General features: G+C 61.1%; 20 protein-coding genes and 1 pseudogene. 7 read left to right on the top strand and 14 right to left on the bottom strand.

Annotated features, from left to right (window positions below; all coding sequences use genetic code 11):
- Nucleotides 1-91: 91 nt before the first annotated feature.
- The 11 genes from paaE to paaF all read right to left on the bottom strand — a co-directional run bounded on the left by paaE (nucleotide 92) and on the right by paaF (nucleotide 10,265).
- Nucleotides 92-1,168, bottom strand: coding sequence for a 1,2-phenylacetyl-CoA epoxidase subunit PaaE (gene paaE / locus GYA95_RS09385; protein ID WP_015270328.1), 1,077 nt, complete (start codon nucleotides 1,166-1,168; stop codon nucleotides 92-94).
- A 15-nt stretch (nucleotides 1,169-1,183) separates the two neighbouring features.
- Entirely contained in the window at nucleotides 1,184-1,717 is a 534-nt protein-coding gene (gene paaD / locus GYA95_RS09380; protein ID WP_015270327.1) for a 1,2-phenylacetyl-CoA epoxidase subunit PaaD, read from the bottom strand.
- Entirely contained in the window at nucleotides 1,704-2,462 is a 759-nt protein-coding gene (gene paaC, locus GYA95_RS09375) for a 1,2-phenylacetyl-CoA epoxidase subunit PaaC (protein ID WP_015270326.1), read from the bottom strand. The genes paaD and paaC overlap by 14 nt, the downstream gene beginning before the upstream one ends.
- Nucleotides 2,463-2,470: 8 nt before the next feature.
- On the bottom strand, nucleotides 2,471-2,752 hold the full coding sequence (paaB, locus tag GYA95_RS09370; protein WP_013972614.1) for a 1,2-phenylacetyl-CoA epoxidase subunit PaaB: 282 nt from the start codon (nucleotides 2,750-2,752) through the stop codon (nucleotides 2,471-2,473).
- Nucleotides 2,753-2,776: 24 nt separating this feature from the next.
- A complete protein-coding gene (paaA, locus tag GYA95_RS09365; protein WP_015270325.1) occupies nucleotides 2,777-3,766 on the bottom strand; it encodes a 1,2-phenylacetyl-CoA epoxidase subunit PaaA in 990 nt (329 codons plus the stop codon).
- 292 nt (nucleotides 3,767-4,058) lie between these two features.
- Nucleotides 4,059-5,378: a phenylacetate--CoA ligase PaaK gene (paaK, locus tag GYA95_RS09360; protein ID WP_015270324.1), complete on the bottom strand. Its 1,320-nt coding sequence runs from the start codon at nucleotides 5,376-5,378 to the stop codon at nucleotides 4,059-4,061.
- 121 nt (nucleotides 5,379-5,499) lie between these two features.
- A complete protein-coding gene (pcaF, locus tag GYA95_RS09355; RefSeq protein WP_015270323.1) occupies nucleotides 5,500-6,720 on the bottom strand; it encodes a 3-oxoadipyl-CoA thiolase in 1,221 nt (406 codons plus the stop codon).
- On the bottom strand, nucleotides 6,713-7,153 hold the full coding sequence (gene paaI / locus GYA95_RS09350) for a hydroxyphenylacetyl-CoA thioesterase PaaI (protein ID WP_013972610.1): 441 nt from the start codon (nucleotides 7,151-7,153) through the stop codon (nucleotides 6,713-6,715). The genes pcaF and paaI overlap by 8 nt, the downstream gene beginning before the upstream one ends.
- The gene (gene paaH, locus GYA95_RS09345) at nucleotides 7,146-8,663 is read right to left on the bottom strand and encodes a 3-hydroxyacyl-CoA dehydrogenase PaaH (RefSeq protein WP_102059395.1); all 1,518 of its coding nucleotides are present in this window, start codon (nucleotides 8,661-8,663) and stop codon (nucleotides 7,146-7,148) included. Before paaH ends, paaI begins: the two co-directional genes overlap by 8 nt.
- 2 nt (nucleotides 8,664-8,665) lie before the next feature.
- Nucleotides 8,666-9,457 carry a 2-(1,2-epoxy-1,2-dihydrophenyl)acetyl-CoA isomerase PaaG gene (gene paaG, locus GYA95_RS09340; RefSeq protein WP_015270321.1) on the bottom strand — a complete coding sequence of 264 codons (792 nt, stop codon included), beginning with the start codon at nucleotides 9,455-9,457 and terminating at the stop codon, nucleotides 8,666-8,668.
- Nucleotides 9,458-9,491: 34 nt separating this feature from the next.
- Nucleotides 9,492-10,265, bottom strand: coding sequence for a 2,3-dehydroadipyl-CoA hydratase PaaF (paaF, locus tag GYA95_RS09335; RefSeq protein ID WP_161551377.1), 774 nt, complete (start codon nucleotides 10,263-10,265; stop codon nucleotides 9,492-9,494).
- Nucleotides 10,266-10,620: 355 nt separating this feature from the next.
- Here paaF and paaY point away from each other — a divergent pair, with 355 nt between their 5' ends.
- The 3 genes from paaY (at nucleotide 10,621) to GYA95_RS09320 (ending at nucleotide 13,873) form a co-directional block, all read left to right on the top strand.
- A complete protein-coding gene (gene paaY, locus GYA95_RS09330; RefSeq protein ID WP_015270319.1) occupies nucleotides 10,621-11,220 on the top strand; it encodes a phenylacetic acid degradation protein PaaY in 600 nt (199 codons plus the stop codon).
- A 77-nt stretch (nucleotides 11,221-11,297) separates the two neighbouring features.
- The gene (paaX, locus tag GYA95_RS09325) at nucleotides 11,298-12,221 is read left to right on the top strand and encodes a phenylacetic acid degradation operon negative regulatory protein PaaX (RefSeq protein WP_015270318.1); all 924 of its coding nucleotides are present in this window, start codon (nucleotides 11,298-11,300) and stop codon (nucleotides 12,219-12,221) included.
- 1,124 nt (nucleotides 12,222-13,345) lie between these two features.
- Nucleotides 13,346-13,873 carry an SH3 domain-containing protein gene (locus GYA95_RS09320; protein WP_080604872.1) on the top strand — a complete coding sequence of 176 codons (528 nt, stop codon included), beginning with the start codon at nucleotides 13,346-13,348 and terminating at the stop codon, nucleotides 13,871-13,873.
- A gap of 86 nt (nucleotides 13,874-13,959) precedes the next feature.
- Here GYA95_RS09320 and leuD read toward each other — a convergent pair.
- From leuD to GYA95_RS09305, 3 genes and pseudogenes are all read right to left on the bottom strand, one after another.
- Nucleotides 13,960-14,510, bottom strand: a pseudogene (leuD, locus tag GYA95_RS09315) (3-isopropylmalate dehydratase small subunit).
- 190 nt (nucleotides 14,511-14,700) lie between these two features.
- On the bottom strand, nucleotides 14,701-15,582 hold the full coding sequence (locus GYA95_RS09310) for an alpha/beta fold hydrolase (protein ID WP_015270316.1): 882 nt from the start codon (nucleotides 15,580-15,582) through the stop codon (nucleotides 14,701-14,703).
- A 212-nt stretch (nucleotides 15,583-15,794) separates the two neighbouring features.
- Entirely contained in the window at nucleotides 15,795-16,721 is a 927-nt protein-coding gene (locus GYA95_RS09305) for a LysR family transcriptional regulator (protein ID WP_015270315.1), read from the bottom strand.
- Between the two features lie 166 nt (nucleotides 16,722-16,887).
- Between GYA95_RS09305 and GYA95_RS09300 the strand changes: the two genes are divergently transcribed.
- Genes GYA95_RS09300 through GYA95_RS09285 form a run of 4 tightly spaced genes read left to right on the top strand, consistent with a single transcriptional unit; the run spans nucleotide 16,888 to nucleotide 20,645 of the window.
- Nucleotides 16,888-18,240: a C4-dicarboxylate transporter DctA gene (locus GYA95_RS09300; protein ID WP_015270314.1), complete on the top strand. Its 1,353-nt coding sequence runs from the start codon at nucleotides 16,888-16,890 to the stop codon at nucleotides 18,238-18,240.
- An 11-nt stretch (nucleotides 18,241-18,251) separates the two neighbouring features.
- Nucleotides 18,252-18,812, top strand: coding sequence for a carboxymuconolactone decarboxylase family protein (locus tag GYA95_RS09295; RefSeq protein ID WP_015270313.1), 561 nt, complete (start codon nucleotides 18,252-18,254; stop codon nucleotides 18,810-18,812).
- A 10-nt stretch (nucleotides 18,813-18,822) separates the two neighbouring features.
- Nucleotides 18,823-19,641, top strand: a complete 819-nt coding sequence (locus GYA95_RS09290; protein WP_003258699.1) for an SDR family NAD(P)-dependent oxidoreductase — start codon at nucleotides 18,823-18,825, stop codon at nucleotides 19,639-19,641.
- Between the two features lie 59 nt (nucleotides 19,642-19,700).
- Entirely contained in the window at nucleotides 19,701-20,645 is a 945-nt protein-coding gene (locus GYA95_RS09285; RefSeq protein WP_224765922.1) for an amidohydrolase family protein, read from the top strand.

The following is a 20,645-nucleotide window of genomic DNA, read 5'->3' as shown; positions in this document are numbered from 1 at the left end:
TCAGGGCCAGGATCCTGGGGCCGCGTTGCGACCCTTTCGCGACACAAGGCCGCTCCTACAGAGACCGCGTCAGTCCGAGAGGGGCTTGGGCCTACAGCTGGTCGAAATCGAGCACCACCTTGTCGCTCACCGGGTAGGTCTGGCACGACAGCACATACCCGGCCGCCACTTCGTAATCCTCCAGGGCATGGTTGCTGTCCATCTCCACTTCGCCCTCGATTACCCGGCACTTGCAGGTCGAGCACACGCCGGCCTTGCACGAGTACGGCAGCTCGGCGCCGATGGCGTTGCCGGCGTCCAGCACGTTCTGGGTGTTGCGTGGCAGGTCGAAGGTAAGGGCGCGGCCGTCGCTGATCACGGTGATGTGGCTGAGCGCCGAGTCCACTTGGCGCGCCGCCTCGCGGGCTTCACGACGGGCTTCGCTGCCGGCGGCTGCGAACAGCTCGAAATGGATACGGTCCTTGGCCAGGCCATTGGCCTGCAGGCTGTCGCGCACCGTCTCGGTCATCGCCTGTGGGCCGCAGATGAACGCAGCGTCCAGATTGGCAACGTCCATCCAGCGCGAGAACAACTGGCCGCACTTGTCGGCATCGATGCGGCCGTTGTACAGGTCGACATCCTGCTGCTCGCGGCTGAACACGAAAATCAGGTTCAGGCGGTCGAGGTAACGGTTCTTCAGGTCTTCCAGCTTGTCGCGGAACAGTGCGCCAGAGCTGGAGCGGTTGCCGTACAGCAGGGTGAAGCGGCTGTGCGGCTCGCTGGCCAGGGTAGTGGCGATGATCGACAGGATCGGCGTGATGCCGCTGCCGGCAGCCACGCCCAGGTAGTTGCCCTGGCGGGCCGGTTCCAGTGGCACGAAGAAGCTGCCCGACGGCGGCATCACTTCCAGTTGCTGGCCTGCCTTGAGCACGTCGTTGGCAAATGCCGAGAAGCGCCCGCCTGGCACGCGCTTCACCGCCACACGCAGTTCGCCATCCTGCACGGCGCTGCAGATGGAATAGGAACGGCGGACTTCTTCGTTATCCAGATGGGTGCGCATGACCAGATACTGGCCCTGGGTGAAACGGAACTGCGCCTGCAGGTGCTCGGGCACGTCGAAGGCAATCGACACCGCATCGCGGGTCTCGTTGCGCACTTGTTTGATGGTCAGGCTGTGAAACTGGCTCATGGCGTTCTCCACGGCTCAAATGCATTTGAAATAGTCGAACGGCTCCAGGCACTCGCGGCAGCGGTAAAGCGCCTTGCAAGCCGTGGAACCGAACTGGCTGAGCAATTCGGTATGGGCGCTTCCGCACTGCGGGCAGCACACCTGCGGCGCCTCGCCGAGCAGGCTGCGTTTGCTGGTGCTGCCCTGTGGCGGGGCGATGCCGTAGGCGCGCAGGCGCTCGCGGCCCAGTTCGCTGATCCAGTCGGTGCTCCAGGCCGGGGTCAGCCGGCGCTCGAGCAGCGGCGCGGGGAAGCCGGCCTGCTCCAGCGCCTGGCGGATATCCCCTTCGATCACCTCGGTGGCAGGGCAGCCGGAGTAGGTCGGCGTGACGACCAGGTGCAGGTGCCCGGCGCGCCAGCCGAGGTCGCGCACGATGCCCAGGTCGACCACGCTGACCACGGGCACTTCCGGGTCCATGACCTGGGCCAGTACCGCCCAGGCCCGGGCCAGGTCATCGCCGCGTGGCGCGCGGGCGCCACGGTCGCCGGCAATCAGCTCACCAGGTTGCATCGGGGTACGCCCTTGGCAGGAACTGCATCTCGGCCAGCAGCAGGCCCAGGTGCTCGGTGTGCAGGCCTTTGCGGCCGCACAGGTAGAAGTGGCTGGCGGCCTTGGGCAACGGCAGTTCGACCGAAGCGAAGGTCTCGCCAACCTGCTTGAGCCAGGCCGCGCCGACGGCAGCGGGGTCGGCGGCGATACCCGCTTGCGCCAGGTGCACTTCATTGTCGCTACCGGCGGCCAGTTCGACGGTGAAGCGCCACAGTGCCGGGATGGCCGCGAGCATGCGTTGGCGGCTTTCTTCGGTGCCACCACCCAGGCGTTGCACCCACTCGCTGGAGCGGCGCAGGTGGTAGGTGACTTCCTTCAGGGCCTTGGCGGCGATACCGGCGATACGCTCGTCGTTCGAGCCGACCAGACCCTCAAGCACGGCGAAATGCCAGGCGTCATAGAAGAACTGCTTGGTCATGGTCACGGCGAAATCGCCGTTGGGCTGCTCGACCAGCAACAGGTTGCGATAGGCGCGCTCGTCACGGCGGAAGGCCAGGGCGTCGGCGTCACGGCCATCATCGAGCAGCTCGGCGGCGTATTCCAGCCAGTTGCGCGCCTGGCCTACCAGGTCGAGGCCGACGTTCATCAGGGCCAGTTCTTCTTCGATGGCCGGGGCGCGGCCACACCATTCGCAGAGGCGCTGGCCCTGCACCAGGGCACTGTCGCCGAGCAGCAGCAGGTAAGGGACAAGGGTTTCGTTGTGCATGGCCAACCTCACATGTGTCCGACTTCGTCGGGCAGTTCGTAGAAGCTGGCATGGCGGTAGACCTTGTCGTCCGCAGGGGCGAACAGCGGGTCTTTCTCGTCCGGGGAAGAGGCGGTGATCAGTGCCGAGGGCACCACCCACAGGCTGACGCCTTCGCTGCGGCGGGTGTACAGCTCGCGGGCGTTTTCGATGGCCATGGCGGCATCGGCGGCGTGCACGCTGCCGACATGCTTGTGGTTAAGGCCGTGCTTGCTGCGCACGAACACTTCGTAGAGGGTCCAGACAGACATTTTCGATCTCCGCATCATCGCCGCTCAGGCGGCGTTCTTGTTCTGTTGCTTGCGCGCGTAGGCCACGGCGGCCTCGCGCACCCAGGCGCCGTCCTCGATGGCCTTGCGCCGGGTGGCGACACGTTCCTGGTTGCACGGGCCATTGCCCTTGATCACTTCGTAGAACTCGTCCCACTGGATTTCGCCGAAGTCGTAGTGACCGCGCTCGGCATTCCACTTCAGCTCGGGGTCGGGGGCGGTGCAGCCGAGCAGCTCGAGCTGCGGCACGGTCTGGTCGATGAAGCGCTGGCGCAGTTCATCGTTGGTCTGGCGCTTGATCTTCCAGGCCATGGACTGGGCGCTGTTGGGGGAATGCTCGTCGCTGGGGCCGAACATCATCAGTGCCGGCCACCACAGGCGGTTGATCGCGTCCTGGACCATGTCGCGCTGGGCCTGGGTACCGTGACGCATCATGGTCAGAAGGATTTCGTAGCCTTGGCGCTGGTGGAAGCTCTCTTCCTTGCAGATGCGGATCATCGCGCGCGAATACGGGCCGTAGGAGGTGCGCTGCAGCACCACCTGGTTGACGATGGCGGCGCCGTCCACCAGCCAGCCCACTGCGCCCATATCGGCCCAGCTGAGGGTGGGGTAGTTGAAGATGCTCGAGTACTTGGCCTTGCCGCTGTGCAGCTTGGCGATTTCTTCGTCACGGTCGGCGCCCAGGGTTTCCATGGCGCTGTACAGGTACAGGCCGTGGCCGGCTTCGTCCTGGATCTTGGCCATCAGCTGCAGCTTGCGCTTGAGGCTGGGGGCACGGGTGACCCAGTTGCCTTCGGGCAGCATGCCGACGATTTCCGAGTGGGCGTGCTGGGAGATCTGCCGGATCAGGGTCTGGCGGTAGGCCTCGGGCATCCAGTTCTTGGCTTCGATCTTGATTTCGGCGTCGATCTTTTCCTGGAAGTTGCGCTCCTCGGGCGACATCTCTTCCAGCGACTTGACGCGCTTGACTCCGGTTTCCACTAGCTGTGCGTACATGTGTTCCGACTCCTGCTAAGGCATGAGTCATTTGTAAGCGATACAAAACATAACGTCAAACAGTTTTATGTGTATCGAATAATATTTGTGTATCACTTTGCGGGCCAAGAGGGCTGCTGTGCAGCCCTTTCGCCGGCAAGCCAGCTCCCACAGGAGAGCGGTTGCTCTGGAGATGGACGCTGCCCCTGTGGGAGCTGGCTTGCCGGCGAAAGGGGCGCAAAGCGCCCCCAGCAATCTCCCAGGCAAAAAAAAGCCCCGGACGATGCCGGGGCCGAAAAGGCAGCCGAATGAATCAGCTGGCCAACCGTTTGTCGAACACGTGGCAGGCCTTGCCCTCGGAACGCTTGAGCGTGCCGCAGGGCTGCAGGCGCACCTGGGTGCTGATGCCGATATAGGTCTTGATCTGCTTGGTCAGCTCCCCGGTCAACAGCTTGCGCTGGCCTTCATCAAGGTGCTGGCACTCCGCACGCAGTTCCACATGCACCTCGACACTGTCGAGGTTGCCATTGCGATACAGATGAATCTCATAAAGCTCTGAAAGCTGTTTTATTTTTAGCACCTGCTCCTCGATCTGGGTCGGGAACACGTTGACCCCGCGAATGATCAGCATGTCATCGCTGCGGCCGGTGATCTTGCCAATCCGCCGCATTGGCCTGGCGGTACCGGGCAGCAGGCGAGTGAGGTCGCGGGTGCGGTAGCGCACCATGGGCAACGCTTCCTTGCTCAGCGAGGTGAACACCAGTTCGCCCAGTTGGCCGTCCGGTAGCACCGCACCGGTGACCGGGTCGATGATCTCGGGGTAGAAATGGTCCTCCCAGATGGTCGGGCCATCCTTGGTTTCGAGGCACTCCATCGCCACACCAGGCCCCATGATTTCCGACAGGCCATAAATGTCGAGGGCATCGATGCCCAGCCGTTGCTCGATCGAGCGGCGCAGCTCGTCGGTCCACGGCTCGGCGCCGAATATGCCCAGGCGCAGCTTGAGGTCTTGCGGGTCGATGCCCTGGCGCTCGATCTCGTCGGCCAGGTTGAGCATGTAGGAGGGGGTGACCATGATGATGTCGGGCTGGAAGTCGCGAATCAGCTGCACCTGCTTCTCGGTCTGGCCACCGGACATGGGGATCACCGTGCAGCCCAGGCGCTCGGCACCGTAATGCGCGCCAAGCCCGCCGGTGAACAGGCCGTAGCCGTAGGAGACATGCACCTTGTCCCCCTTGCGCCCACCCGCGGCACGGATCGAGCGGGCGACCACATTGGCCCAGGTGTCGATGTCGTTCTGGGTGTAGCCCACCACCGTCGGCTTGCCGGTGGTGCCACTGGAGGCGTGCAGGCGCACCACCTCTTGCTGGGGCACGGCGAACATGCCGTAGGGGTAGTTGTCGCGCAGGTCGTTCTTGCCAGTGAAGGGGAACTTCGCCAGGTCTTTCAGGCACTTGAGGTCGTCGGGGTGGGCACCGCACTCGGCAAAGCGCTGGCGGTACAGCGGTACGTTGTCGTAGGCGTGCTTCAGGCTCCAGCGCAGGCGCTCCAGCTGGTGCTGGCGCAGGGCGTCGACACTGGCGGTTTCCATCGGGTCCAGCAGGGCACGATCGGCATCATGGTACATGTTCATGGCTTCACTCGAATTGTTCTTGTACGCCGCGCGGTACCGGTTGCAGGCCGCGTGGTGAGTGTCATGGAAGCAGCATATACGGCTGCGTTCGGTTCGGTAACAAGCCGATGGTCTGAACCGCTCAGAGGCGTTCGATGACCATCGCGATGCCTTGGCCAACGCCGATGCACATGGTGCACAGGGCGTAGCGTCCGGCGGTTTCTTCCAGCTCGTGCAACGCGGTGGTGACCAGGCGTGCACCGCTCATGCCCAACGGGTGGCCAAGGGCGATGGCACCGCCGTTGCGGTTGACCCGCGCGTCGTCGTCGGCCAGGCCGAGCTCGCGCAGTACCGCGAGGCCCTGGGCGGCAAAGGCCTCGTTGAGTTCGATGACGTCCATGTCGGCTAGCGACAGCCCGACAAGCTCCAGCACCTTGCGGGTAGCCGGTACCGGGCCGATGCCCATCAGCCGTGGTTCGACCCCGGCCACCGCCATGCCGACGATGCGGCCGCGAGCCTTCAGGCCATGGCGGCGGGCGGCGGCGCTACTGGCGAGCAGCAGGGCGCAAGCGCCATCATTGACCCCGGAAGCATTGCCAGCGGTGACGCTACCTCCCTCACGGAACGGGGTACCCAGCCTGGCCAGTTGCTCGAGGGTGGTGTCGCCGCGGGGATGTTCGTCGTGCTCGACCACTTTGGCCGGCCCTTTGCGCTGCGGGATCTCGACCGGCACGATTTCCCGTGCCAGGCGCCCGCGTGCCTGTGCAGCGGCGGCCTTGTGCTGGCTGCGTAGGGCGAAGGCGTCCTGATCGGCGCGAGAAATACCGAACTGCTGCGCAACGTTCTCGGCCGTTTCCGGCATCGAATCGGTGCCGAAGGCCGCCTTCATCAGTGGGTTGACGAAACGCCAGCCGATGGTGGTGTCGAACAGTTCGGCCGCACGGCCGAACGCCTGCTCCGACTTGCCCATGACGAACGGCGCGCGTGACATCGACTCCACGCCGCCGGCCAGCATCAGCCCGGCTTCGCCGCAGCGCAGGGCGCGGGCTGCATTGCCGATGGCATCCAGGCCGGAGCCACACAGGCGGTTGATGGTGGTGCCCGGCACTTCGATCGGCAACCCGGCCAGCAAGCTGGCCATGTGCGCGACGTTGCGGTTGTCCTCGCCAGCCTGGTTGGCGCAACCGAGGATGACGTCGTCGATGGCTTTCCAGTCCAGTTCGGGGTGGCGCTGGATCAGGGCCTTGAGCGGGATAGCGGCCAGGTCATCGGCGCGCACGCCGCTCAAGGCGCCGGCATAACGGCCGATGGGGGTGCGCACGGCGTCGATGATCAAGGCATCGGCTTGAGTGTGTTCAGTCATCTTGCGTCTCCTGCGCCAGCACGGTGCCGCGCACTTTGTAGGATTTGCCATGGAACATCGCCACCAGCTCACCGCGCTGGTTCTCGATGCGGACGTGGTACAGGCCGGTGCGGCCCTTGCGGCTGACCTCGCTGGCGCGAGCGGTAAGCACGTCATCGCGCAGCGCCGGGGCCAGATAGTCGATGCTGCAGCCCAGGGCGACGGTGGCCTGGTCGTGACTGTTGCAGGCGAAGGCAAATGCCGAGTCGGCCAGGGCGAACAGGAAGCCGCCATGGCAGGTGCCATGCCCCTGAATCATGTCGGCGCGTACCGGCATGCGCAGGCACGCCTGGCCCGGGCCGGCTTCCAGCAGGCGGATGCCCAGGCCCTGGGTGGCCTGGTCGCGTGCGTACATGGCCTCGGCACAGGCTTGTGCCAGTTCGACTTCAGTCATGCAGGGTGCCTCCTTTGGCTTCGCAGCGGCGTAACAGCAGGGAAGGGCGGTAGCGGCTCTCGCCGTAGCTGCGCTGCAGGTTGTCGAGCACGCGCAGGGTGTGGGGGATGCCGAGGTTCGAGGCCCAGGCCAGCGGGCCGCAGGGGTAGTTGACGCCGGCGCGCATGGCCAGGTCGATGTCGGCGGCGCTGCCGACACCTTGCAGTACGGCATCGGCGGCCTCGTTGGCGAGCATCGCCACGGTACGCAGCACCACCAGGCCGGGCAGGTCGGCGACCGCGGTTACCTTCAGGCCGGCACGCCGCAGCAAGGCCACCGCCTGGTCGCGAGCGTTGTCGCTGGTGTCGGCCGACCAGCTGATGGCGAGGCGGGTGGCGGTGCCGTAGTCCAGGGCCAGGTCGAGCAGCACCAGATTGCGCAGGCCGTCTTCTCGGGCGCGCTGGCTGGCCAGGCGGCCATCGGACAACGCCAGGGTGGCATCGCCCACCTGGATCAGGCCGCTGCCGGCGCGCTGGGTCACGGCGACGCCGCTTTGGCGCAGGCGTTCGGCCAGAGGCTGCATCACCCCCAGGTCGCCTTCGACGACACAGGCATCGACTATGGCGGGGCTATGCAGTTCGGCTGGCTGCGGGCGTTCGGCGCCTTCGGCATAGCTATAGAAGCCTTGGCCGGTCTTGCGCCCGAGGCGGCCCGCGTCCACCAGTTCTTTTTGCACCAGCGAAGGCTGGAAGCGGAAGTCGCCATAGAACGCATCGAAGACCGAACAGGTAACGGCGTAATTGACATCGTGGCCGATCAGGTCGGTGAGTTCGAATGCGCCCATGCGGAAACCACCGGCATCACGCAGCAGCGCATCGAGGCTGGCGCAATCGGCTGCGCCTTCCTGCAGCAGGCGCAGGCTTTCGGCGTAGAACGGCCGCGCCACGCGGTTGACGATGAAGCCCGGCGTGGAGCGCGTGTGCACCGGCTGCTTGCCCCAGGCCTGGGCGGTGGCATGAATGCACGCGGCAACGGCCGGGGCGGTGGCCAGGCCCGAGACCACTTCGACCAGGGCCATCAGCGGCGCCGGGTTGAAGAAGTGCATGCCAACCACCTGGTGCGGGCGTTGCAGCCCGGCGGCGAGGCTGGTGATGGACAGCGACGAAGTGTTGCTGGCGAGGATGCAGTCGGTGGCGCACAAGGCTTCCAGCTGGCTGAACAGCGCCTGCTTGACCTGCAGGTTCTCGACGATGGCCTCGATCACCAGGCGAGCATCGGCCAGGGCTTCGAGGGCGTCTACCGGGCACAACCGGGCGCTTATGGCTTCCCGTTCGGCAGCCTGCATCTTGCCTTTTTCGACCAGGCGGGCAAGTTGCCGGTCTATGCCGGCCACCGCCTGGGCGGCAGCGCCCGGGCGGTTGTCGTAGAGCTTTACCGGGTGGCCGGCCTGGGCCGCAACCTGGGCGATGCCTGCGCCCATGGCGCCTGCACCGATCACCGCCACTTGGGCATTGCTTGCGAGTGCGCTCATGATCAACGCCCCTTGAATGCCGGCGTGCGCTTGTTCATGAAGGCACTCACGCCTTCGCGATAGTCCTCGCTGCGCCCGGCCAGGCGCTGCAGGTCGCGCTCCAGCTCCAGCTGTTCATCGAAACCGTTGTCGAAACTGGCGTTCAGGCTGCGCTTGATCAGGGCCAGGCCGTAAGTGGGCTGGGTGGCGAGCTGGCGGGCGAGGGTGAGGGCTTCGTCGCGCAGCGCGGCATCGTCCACCACGCGGTGGATCAGCCCCCATTGCTGGGCCTGTTCGGCGCCCAGGCGCTCGCCCAGCATGGCCAGAGCCTTGGCCCGTGCCATGCCGACCAGGCGCGGCAGCAGCCAGGTGCCGCCGGAATCGGGTACCAGGCCGATCTTGCAGAAGGCCTGGATGAAGCTGGCCGAGCGTGCCGCCAGCACCAGGTCGCAGGCCAGCGGGATGTTGGCACCGGCGCCGGCTGCCACGCCGTTCACCGCACAGATCACCGGCAGCGGCAGGTCGCGCAGGGTGCGCACCAGCGGGTTGTAGAACTTGTCGATCGATTCGCCCAGGTCCGGCATCTCGGCACCCGGGGCGACGTTGCGATCGGACAGGTCCTGGCCGGCGCAGAAACCCCGGCCTTCGGCAGTCAGCAACAACACCCGGGCTTCGCTGCTCTGGCGTACTTGCTTGAGCGCCTCGCGCACTTCCAGGTGCATGGCGGTATTGAAGCTGTTCAGCTGCTCGGGGCGATTCAACGAGAGGAGGGCGACGCCGTCCTCGATGGAAAACAGGATGTGCTGGAAAGTCATGACAGACTCGCTCCGTCAGTCGAGGGAAAGATGATCAGCGGCCCTGGAAGCGGGCCTGGCGTTTTTCCTGGAAGGCACGGATACCTTCGTCGCGGTCGGCGGTGCCGGCCAGCAAGGTGAAGGCATGGCGTTCGAAACGCAGGCCGCTGGCCAGGTCGGTATCGCCGGCCTTGAGCAACGCTTCCTTGGCCAGGCGCACTGCCAGCGGGGCCTTGGCGGCGATGCTGCGGGCGATGTGCAGGGCGCGTTCTACGGTGAGTTCCGGCTGGGTGATTTCGCTGATCAGCCCGGCCTGCAATGCATGAGGGGCGGTGATGGCTTCACCGGTCAGCACCATTTGCATGGCCAGCGGCTTGCCTACTGCCCGCAGCAGGCGTTGGGTGCCACCGGCACCGGGGATGATGCCGAGGTTGATTTCCGGCTGGCCGAAACGGGCGTCGCTGCCGGCGATGACGATGTCGGCACACATCACCAGTTCGCAGCCGCCACCCAGGGCGTAGCCGTTGACGGCGGCGATCAGTGGCTTGGCGAAGGCGGCGATGCTTTGCCAGTGGGCCACCCGGGGGTCGTTGAGGATGCCGACCAGGTCGCGCTCGGCCATCTCGCGGATATCGGCGCCTGCGGCGAATGCCTTGCGGCTGCCGGTGATGACCACCGCGCGGGTCTGTTCGTCTTTCCCGGCCGCTTCCAGCGCAGCGGCCAGCTCTGCCAGTAGCTCGGTGCACAGGGCGTTGAGCGCCTCGGGCCGTTGCAGGGTAATGAGCTGGACGCCGTGTTCAGGCGCCTGCACATCGAGATATCGCGGCATGTCGGGTTCCTCTGGCTGCACGCACGGCACATCGTGGGGCCGGCATTTCTTGGAATTGTTTGCAGGGGCGTGATGCGGGGATCACGTCCAGGTGGAACCAGTATATGCATTATGCGATACAACAATGCAACATCAAAAATTGTTTCATGTATCTCTTTTTGTGGGAGTGACACCTGCCTCAGCAAAGGGTTTTATGATGTTGAATCGCTTCATCACCTTATAATTAACGATTAAAGCTGAATTTAATGGAGCTCAATGACCCCAGCAAAAGTGATACACGACCATGGCGATTGACGCACTACAAGATTGTGATACAAGATCAAGGCGCATTTGAAATCATTTCAGGAGCTTTGCCATGCCTTGCTATCGACTGGACGGCCTGACGCCCGTGGTTCATCCGACAGCCTACGTGCACCCCAGCGCCGTGCTGATTGGTGATGTCATCGTCGGCCCTCGTTGCTACGTCGGCCCACTGGCGTCACTAAGGGGGGATTTCGGCCGTATCGTGCTGGAGGAGGGTGCCAACCTGCAGGACACCTGCGTGATGCATGGTTTCCCGGGTGGCGATACGGTGGTCGAACGCAACGGGCATGTCGGGCATGGCGCCGTGCTGCACGGCTGCCGCGTGGGCGAAGACGCCTTGATCGGCATGAACGCGGTGGTGATGGATGGCGCCCATGTGGCACCGCGCTGCATCGTCGCGGCCACGGCATTCGTCAAGGCGGGTTTCGAATGTGCGGCACAAAGCCTGGTGATGGGCTCGCCAGCTCAGGTCAAGCGCCCACTGACCGAACAGGAACTGGCCTGGAAGCAACGCGGCACGGCGGAGTACCAGCACCTGGCGCAACGCTGCATGAACAGCATGGTCGAATGCTCGCCACTGACCGAGGTCGAGCCCGAGCGCCCACGCATGGAAGACACCGGCGTCAGGCCCAAAGGCCAGGCATCGGCATGAGCCTGGCAGCGTCACGCAATGGTCAGGCGGCCTGCCGCGCAGGTATAGTCGGTGCTTTAACCGCGCACAGTTCGCCCATGAGCAATCTCGCCCCACTGAACAACCTGATCACCCGCTTCCAGGAGCAGACGCCGATCCGCGCCAGTTCCCTGATCATCACTTTGTACGGCGACGCCATCGAGCCCCACGGCGGAACCGTCTGGCTGGGTAGCCTGATCAACCTGCTGGAGCCGATCGGCATCAACGAGCGCCTGATCCGCACATCGATCTTCCGCCTTACCAAGGAAGGCTGGCTCACTGCCGAAAAGGTTGGCCGCCGCAGCTACTACAGCCTGACAGGTACCGGCCGCCGGCGTTTCGAGAAGGCCTTCAAGCGGGTCTACAGCCCCAGCCAGCCAGCCTGGGACGGTGCCTGGACACTGGTTTTGCTCTCGCAACTGGAGGCCGGCAAGCGCAAGGCTTTGCGTGAAGAGTTGGAGTGGCAGGGCTTCGGGACCATGGCGCCGAACCTGCTGGGCTGCCCACGGGCAGACCGCGCCGACCTGGCCGCCACCTTGCGTGACCTGGAGGCGAGCGACGACAGCATCGTCTTCGAAACCCACACCCAGGAAGTGCTGGCATCCAAGGCAATGCGTGCCCAGGTGCGGGAAAGCTGGCGCATCGACGAACTGGGGCAGCAGTACAGCGAGTTCATCCAGCTGTTCAGGCCGCTCTGGCAAGGTTTGAAAGAGCAGCAACAGCTCGATGCGCAGGATTGTTTCCTGGCACGTACGCTGCTGATTCACGAATACCGCCGGCTGCTGCTGCGCGACCCGCAACTGCCGGACGAGCTGCTGCCTGGGGATTGGGAGGGAAGGGCCGCGCGACAGTTGTGCCGTAACCTCTATCGGCTGGTGTTTGCCAAGGCGGAAGAATGGCTGAATGCAGCGCTGGAGACGGCTGATGGGCCGTTGCCGGATGTGAATGAAGGCTTTTACAGGCGTTTTGGCGGGCTTGTTTGAGGATTGGGTGCAGAGACGGGTTCTATATAACTACGCTAAATGAGTATTTAGTGTAGTTATATCCTATTTGCATATACAGCATGGCAAATGGGGGGGTATGCCTGGCCCTCAGGTATCGCGCGGTCCTCATGTATTTTTTGTCGCTTGTACTGGTCACATCGCTTGCAGGCCAGCACCCACAGGGATGGTTCGTGGCTGAGGTCTGCGTGAGATGTAAACAACTGTCTTCCCAATCCTGCTGGCCCTTGCAGGAGCGGCCTTGCGTCGCGATGGGCTGTGCAGCAGCCCCAAAGTTTCAGAGCAACGGCATGAATTGCTGGGGCTGCGTTGCAGCCCATCGCGACACAAGGCCGCTCCTACAATTGACCGCGTTAACCGATCGACCGGGAGTTGGGTTGCCGGCGATGGGCAGCGTGGCAAACTCAATGGCGCTGGCTGACAGGCGCTAGTCGTCAGTGTGGTCATGCATGCGCCGGATTTGTCTTGGTAAACAAGGTCGAGGGTGACCGTACCAGGTTTCTTTCAAGCACTCAGGGTACAGGTGCAAATGGCTGGCCTGATGTCCAAGTCGCGGTAGCCAACAGTCAAAAGGCAAGGCTAACGCATCCAGCACCAAAGTCGGCGAAGTGGGCGATGGATCAGGACAGATTATCTAGACCAGGGAGCTTTCCCTGGTCCCAAAGTGCCTCACTCGTGGTTCGGTGACCAAATATAGACTAGCGCATAATGAGTATTATGTTAAATGACGTATTTGGAAGTGCCCGTTCATGGAGCCCGTCAGCCTTCACTAGCGCCACGGAGCACATTTGTACTCAATCCTCTTGCTGTCGCTGCAACCACCAACTTCCCCGACCCTGCGTGCTTTCCTGAGCACCTTTGACACACATGGGATTATCGAAGGCTGGTCACTGAGAGGCTCAGGTAGCGTATGACTGAACATAGCCGGCACGACATACCATCAGGCGCGTTAACGGCCCGGGACGTCAGCCAGGTGCGGCTGCCGCTCCAACCAGCCTCAGTCGGCTAAGCTGAATTGTATCGACGATGAAAGATGGAAAATTGCTCGCCAGGCTCCAGCCGGCCTCTTCTAAAAGGACAGATATCATTTCGAGGGTGCAAAGGATATGCGCAAGAAAGGTCAATCATGGTTTCTGCCGCTGCTAGTTCTCTTCGTGGTGATCTGGGCCATTGGCAAGAAGGATTCGCCTAAAACTGAGCCACCAGCTATCCAGGCGTCGGTTAACACTTTGGCTTCAAATTCATCACCAGCACCACAACCTACACAAGCCTCGGCGCCTGAGCATTTCGTCAACGCGGACAAGCTGAATCTGCGCGCTGAACCGGGAGGGAAAGTGATCTCTAGCCTCAAGCGCGGTGAGAAGGTTCAGGTCTATGAGCAAAAAGCGGAATGGGCGCGCATCAGCCTCGACGGCCAACCACAACGGTGGATCTCCTACAAAAATCTCTGCAGCGGCCCGAACTGCTTTGTCGCCCCGCGGCCCAAACGGGAGCGCCCTACTCCGCAGCCAGTTCGAAGCTCAACACCCGAATATGGATCATCGTGCCCCTGCTCCTCTGGTCGTGTATGCATAGGCCCAAGAGGCGGCCGCTACTGCATCACGTCTGGGGGAAACAAACGCTATGGCGTATAGCATCGCTAAAGCCTTTAGCTACACGACGACATCTGGATGCTCAGCGCCGAACGCCAAAAAGTTTTGGTAGAGGAGCCATTGAAGGGCTAGAACCTCTCGTAAAGCCATGGTTCCAAAACTATACGTGTTTTCTCAAATTCCCGAATAGCACCCACCTTTAGTAACGTCATCCCCACTTCGTCCAAACCATTAAGCAAGCAATGCTTTCGGAACGGGTCGACATCAAACGGAACGCGGTTGCCATGGCCGTCTACAATCTCTTGTTTTTCAAGGTCTATGCTTATTTGATAACCTGGCAGCTGCTCAACTGCGACGAATAAATTTTCGAGAGCAACCTCGTCCAGCACGATTGGTAGAATCCCGTTCTTGAAGCAGTTGCTATAAAAAATTTCAGCAAAGCTCGGTGCAATAATCGCCCTAATTCCCCATTCATGCAAAGCCCAAGGCGCATGTTCACGGCTAGAACCACAACCAAAGTTACCACGAGCCAACATAATTCCAGCGCCTTCATATCGTGGCTGGTTGAGTGGAAAGCTCAAGTTTAGAGGCCTTTTTGAGCAGTCCTGATAGGGTTCTCCATGGTACTGCGTTCGATAATCATCAGGAATTGCTTTGGTAGAATAGCGTCAGTGTCCACATTGGCGCGATCCAACTGCAAGATAGTGCCATTTGCCCTGTGCCCAGACGTAAGTGATGTCTCCACACCAGACCTGATTTGGAGCTTCGACATCAAACTCCCAACTGGCCATCAGCGATGGCCAGATTCCTGAACACGACAAATTTGCTTAGAAATTATGTAGACCTCGAGCCGAGAGATGGTGGAGGAGTCAGTCCTTACTTGCGTAAACCCGATCAGCAAACCTGGAAATCGCATCAGCCATCTCCTTCGGCCGTTCAGGTGCAAGGGCATGGCCTGCTCCGGCAATTACTTGGTGTTCCACTCGATCACCCAGCATCGACTTGAGTATATTGGGAATTACAACTGCATCCTTTTCAGCTTGAAGGTCCAGAATGGGCACTGTGTTACCAGCAGACCAGTAGCTCTCAACCGGTGTGCTATCTCGGGCGTGATCTTGAGCCACATGTGTTTTGTCATACCACCCGGTTAACCACGCTCGCGCATCATTGCCAGGGGCGAAGAATGCTAGCTCAAGGTATTTGATTCGCTGAGCTTCAGGTAACGCATAGTTGCCCGCTCCCTTGATCGCTTCAACCATCCTTCCATAGGGCTTCTCCGACGATCCTGGAGGCAACTTGCCAATGGATGCAGCAGCCAACACCACACCTTTCACAAGATCCGGACGATCAACCGCAAGCACGCGTGCGGGCTGGCTTCCCCAGGCATGACCAACGACAATTGCAGCCCCGGTGTGGGCCTTGTCCATCACTAACGCAACATCGGCAGCAAAATCATGCAACGTTGGCGTGTCCATGGGGGCCCGGCTTCCATTGACACCCCGAGGCTCTGGTCGAATCACGCGGTAACCATCATCAGCCAGGTAGCTGGCTACCTGATCGTAATCGTGAGCACCCCGGCCCTTAGACGGCAGGATGACGATGGTTTTTCCAGATCCCTGAACCAATGCCTCAATGTGGACATCCCCCTTGCTCGCAGTCAGGATGGAGACATCATTCTTGGCGTGAGCAAATTGGCTAGCCAAGCAAAAACTGAGCAGAGTTAGTGAAGTCGCAAAGTAGGTAGAACGCATGGTCTATGCCTCTTATTTTTATCTGGTATGCGAAGGCTGATACCTGCCCCGCTGACAGCAGACTATGCATTTAAAAAAAACTGACAAATACCGTGTATTGATAGCAGTTCATGACAATTGAGCATGGCTCTCTTCAATCCGCTCCCTCGGTGAAAGAACAGCATGCGAGGGCGATGTCTAGCACAGGACATACATGGGTTTGAGCATCGCTGTCACTGCGCCAGCCAGTGCGTTGCCTCTTTCCAAGCACCGACCGTAACGAGCTCTTCCAGGGTCTCCAGCAAGATTTTTTCATAGCTTAAGGCCAGACGAGAGCTACGTCGGTCGCGTAGCCGAGTCAATGACACGGTTGAGCGGATACCGGGCCGTTCAATTGCATGGCCGACCAGCGTGTGGCTGTTCATGTCCTCCTGAACAGCGGCATGGGCGAGAATGGAGTAGCCAAGCCCCTCAGCGACCAACCGCTTCGTCAAACTAACGCTATCGACCTCGAGCACGACATTCAGACGAACCGCGTTTTGTGCGGCAATCTGTTCCACCAGGCGACGGTTGCTATGAGGCAACCCCGGCAAGATCAAAGGGAAGTCGCCAAGCGCAGTCAGACGGACGTTACGCGATGCCTCGCCAGGTGGGCCAACCAGCACCATCCGTTCGCTGAACAATGGCCGCACATCGAATGCCTCGATCAAGGGTTGGTTATAGACAACCGCCACATCGATCCGGCCCTCCAGCAACCATTCTTGAAGCGATGTGCTGAGCCCCTCAAGCGCATGCAGCGATGCCTTTGGCCACCGTTCCTTGAAACTACGAATCAGCTGAGGGCCGACAATTGACCCAATTGCTGGGGGCAGGCCTATCGCCAAATGCCCCCGCTCCTCATCCGCAGTGTTGCGCACATGGTCTGCAGTTTCTTCCATGTAGCGCAGCATGATCTCTGCACGCTCCAACAAACGAGAGCCTGCTGCAGTCAGCTCAACACCTCTCCCATGTCGAGTGAAAAGCTCGACCTGCAGCTGCTCTTCCAACTTTGCAATCTGTCGACTGAGCGCTGGTTGAGCGATGAATAAATCCCTCGCAGCCCGACTGAATCCACCACATTGGGCGACCTTGACGAAGGAACGAAGCTCACGGATATCCATCTGAAACTCCATGCTTAACTGGCATAGCTTTTTATCAAAATAAGGTTTTTGCACCGATTACGCCAGATCTCTATGCTCAGTTCTAATAGCTATGCCGGTGGGATTGGCCATCCCAGCATGCGAATCACAAGAACAATGACGCCCATCCCGTGGGCGAGGAATTGCCATGAACCAGTTGAAGAAGCTCCACGTTCAGGTGCTGATAGCACTTGTCGCTGCCGTCATCCTCGGTTTCGCCGCGCCCACCTGGGCCACTGCCATGAAACCTCTCGGACAAGCCTTTATTGCGCTCCTGAAAATGATGCTCGCTCCAATCGTCTTCGTGACCTTGGTGCATGGCCTCACCCACGTCCAGGACATGCGCAAGCTAGGCCGGCTTGGCATGAAATCACTGCTCTATTTTGAAGTCGTCAGCACGGTCGCGATGCTCGTAGGCTTTGTGTTGGTGAACGTTGTCGAGCCAGGTGTTGGGCTGCATGCCACAGGGATGAACGAGTCTTCGGCTGCCATCAAGGCTACAGCCGCAGCAGGCGAGGTCTCGGTCATCACCTACCTGCTGAGCTTGATCCCGCACACCCTTGTGGATGCTTTCGCCAAAGGCGACATCATCCAAGTCCTGCTGATCTCAGTACTGGCCGGTATTGCTATCAACCGTACGTGCGGGCCAGAGTCCGTAGCAGTGCGCGCAATTGACGAAGCTCAAACCATCCTCTTCAAGATGCTCAGCTTCATCATGAAGCTGGCCCCCCTCGGCGCATTTGGCGCGATGGCCGCTGCGATCGGTAGCTACGGTGGCGACACCCTTCTTTACCTTCTCAAGCTCATCGCCGTCTACTACGCCGCCTCGCTCCTGTTCGTGTTCGGAGTGCTCGGCACCATCAGCTGGTCGGTTGGCCTGCCGTTCATGACCGTGCTGCGGTTGATCCGCGATGAAATTCTGCTTGTGTTCGGTACCGCTTCTGGTGAAGTCGCGTTCCCGCGGCTTATCGAGAAACTGAAACGTACTGGTTGTGATGAAGTGGTTGTTGGTTTTGTGCTGCCGGCCGGTTACAGCTTCAATCTGGACGGTACGGCGATCTATATGGCAATCGCTATCGGATTCATTGCGCAAGCCACCGACACTCCGTTCTCGCTCTGGCAACAGGCCGGCTTGCTGGCAATCCTCAGCATTACCTCCAAAGGCGGTACAACGGTTGCAGGTGGTGCTTTCATCAAGCTGGCAGCCACCCTGCAGTCTGTACAGACCCTTCCGCTGAGCGGCTTGGGCCTTCTGTTCGGCATTGATCGGATCATGGCGACAGCAACAGCCCTGACCAACATCGTTGGCAACACCATCGCCGTTTTCGCAATCGCCCGCTGGGAGGGTGCTTTTGATCCGGAAGCGTTCGAACGTGAAACGGGCCGTGCCCCTGGCCGCAGCCTGCTGCGCCCCTCGGATGTCAGCGCAGCTCAAGTAACTGCCCCCGAAGCTGTTGCGCAAGCCCAACCCCAGTCTCAATCGCAAACCCAGCACTCGTAACAGGAACGGCCATGAATCGCTTGCCTCCCATTGATCCGCAACAACTGAATGACGCCCAGCGTGTCGTTTACGACCGCATCGCCAACGGCCCACGCAAAGGCGTCCGCGGCCCGCTCGCCATCTGGCTACATCGACCAGAACTGGCTGAGTGCGCCCAGGCCCTTGGTCGCTACTGCCGCTACGACAGCTGCCTGGAACCGCGCCTCTCTGAATTGGCCATTCTGCTGATGGGGCGTCATTGGCTCGCAGAGTATGAGTGGGCTGCACATAAACCGTTTGCTCTGGAGGCCGGCCTGGCTCCCGAGATCATCGACGCCATACGCGATGGGAAAGAGCCGAGCTTTCAGAAAGCCGATGAGGCGTTGGTTTATCGCTTCGTTCGTGAACTGCACGATACCCGCGGCATTAGCGACGGCCTCTACAAAGAGTTCATTGAGCTGCTGGGTAACGACGCCGCAGTCGATCTCGTTGGCATTGCCGGCTACTACACGCTGATTTCCATGACTATCAAGGTCTTCGAAGTGCCGCCACCGGCTGGTGTCGCTCCCGAACTGCCTACCACGTTGAATTGAGGATTACCCCATGACTGAAGATATTCCAACCAGCGATCGCTTGAAAGGCAAGGTCGCCATCGTCACCGGTGCAGGTTGTGTGGGTGCCGGCTGGGGTAATGGCCGTGCCGTGGCAGTACTGTTCGCCCTTGCCGGCGCCAAGGTGTTCGCTGTCGATCGCGACCTCGGCGCCATGGAGGAAACGCTGGGCCGTATTCGTGAAGCGGGTGGTGAAGTGACGCCGTATGCCTGCGACGTCACCGACAGCTCAGCGGTAGCTGCCATGGTAGAAGCCTGCAAGCAAGCGTACGGGACTGTAGACATCCTGGTGAACAACGTCGGCGGCTCCGCCGCGGGTGGCGCAGTTGCCCTGCCAGAGGACAAGTTCGACGCCCAGATCGCTCTGAATCTGAAAAGTGTGTACCTGACCTGTAAACACGTGATCCCGGTAATGGAGGCAAAAGGCAGCGGCTCAATCATCAACACTGCTTCGACGTCTGGCATTCGGTTCACCGGCTCGGCGCAAGTCGCCTACGCCGCGAGCAAGGCCGGCGTCATCCAACTAGGCCGTGTTACTGCCGTTGAGTACGCCCCCAAAGGTATTCGCGTAAATACCGTGGTACCCGGTCAGCTGCATACGCCTATGGTCGAAGTCCGTCTCGCAGGGCAGCGCACCGGCGGCGACGTAAACAAGCTGCTCGACTCCCGCCTGGCTCGAATTCCACTGGGCTTCATGGGCGACGGTCGTGACACCGCTTACGCCGCGCTGTACCTGGCCAGTGATGAGTCGCGCTTCGTGACTGGTACCGAGATCGTCGTCGACGGCGGCATGACCGTTCGCTGCGGCTGATTTCTATAGGGGGCCGGCCATGGCCCCCGTCCACCGACAAACAATAAGAGCAGGTCACTATGGACGATCTAAATCAAGTTCAGGCCTCACGACGCCTGTTCATCAAGCACACAGCCATCGCTGCAGCAGCTATCACCCTACTCGGCGAAGCAACCAGCCAGACATTTGGAGCCTCCATGTCCAGCCCAACCAATGCGCCTGGGATGTGGGATTGCCACACCCATATTTACGGCCCCTGGGATCGTTTCCCACTCCCTGCGAACGCCGCATACACTCCCGCCCCCGCGCCATTTTCAGATCTTCTGGCGTTGCATCAGCGCCTTGGCATTGAGCACGGTGTGCTTGTTCAAGCTGCACCCTATGGAACGGATCACTCCGCCATCCTGGCCGCAATCGCTGAGAGCGGTGGACACTACCGCGGCGTTGGTCTGATCGACGAAACAACCACCGATGAACAGCTGCAGGTTCTGCACGACGGCGGGCTGCGTGGCATCCGTTTCAATCTAATGGGGCACCTGCCGGGCGCACGGGATCCTCAAAAGCTGCGACAACTGGCCGAACGTGTTGCTCCATTTGGATGGCATGTGTTGGTTCACGGAGAACTACACACTTTGTTGCCGTTCCTGGACCAGTGGAAGGACCTGAAGACGCCTCTGGTCATTGATCACATGGCGCGCCCAGATTTCACCCAACCCCTCGATAGAGAAGAGCTTGCTGCTCTGAAGAAGCATCTTGAGCATTCGGCCCGATGGATCAAGCTCTCCGGTATCGATCGCGCCATGCAGGGTCAACCTGGCCCGTGGCCGCAGGCTCTGGATTACGTTCGCGAGTTTCTGGAGTATGCCCCGGAACGCGCGATTTGGGGCTCCGATTGGCCGCATCCAAACATCAAGGGCTCCCCTCCGGATGACCGCCAACTGCTCAACTTCATTCAACAGGTATGTGACAGCCCTGCACTGAAACAAGCCGTTCTGGTCGACAACCCGGCCCGCTTGTACCGCTGA

Origin of the sequence: Pseudomonas asiatica (assembly GCF_009932335.1) — a bacterium.
In the GTDB taxonomy this organism is placed as follows: Bacteria; Pseudomonadota; Gammaproteobacteria; order Pseudomonadales; family Pseudomonadaceae; genus Aquipseudomonas; species Aquipseudomonas asiatica.
Note: the sequence above shows the minus strand (reverse complement) of the source record. Positions and strands in the feature narration are given on the sequence as shown.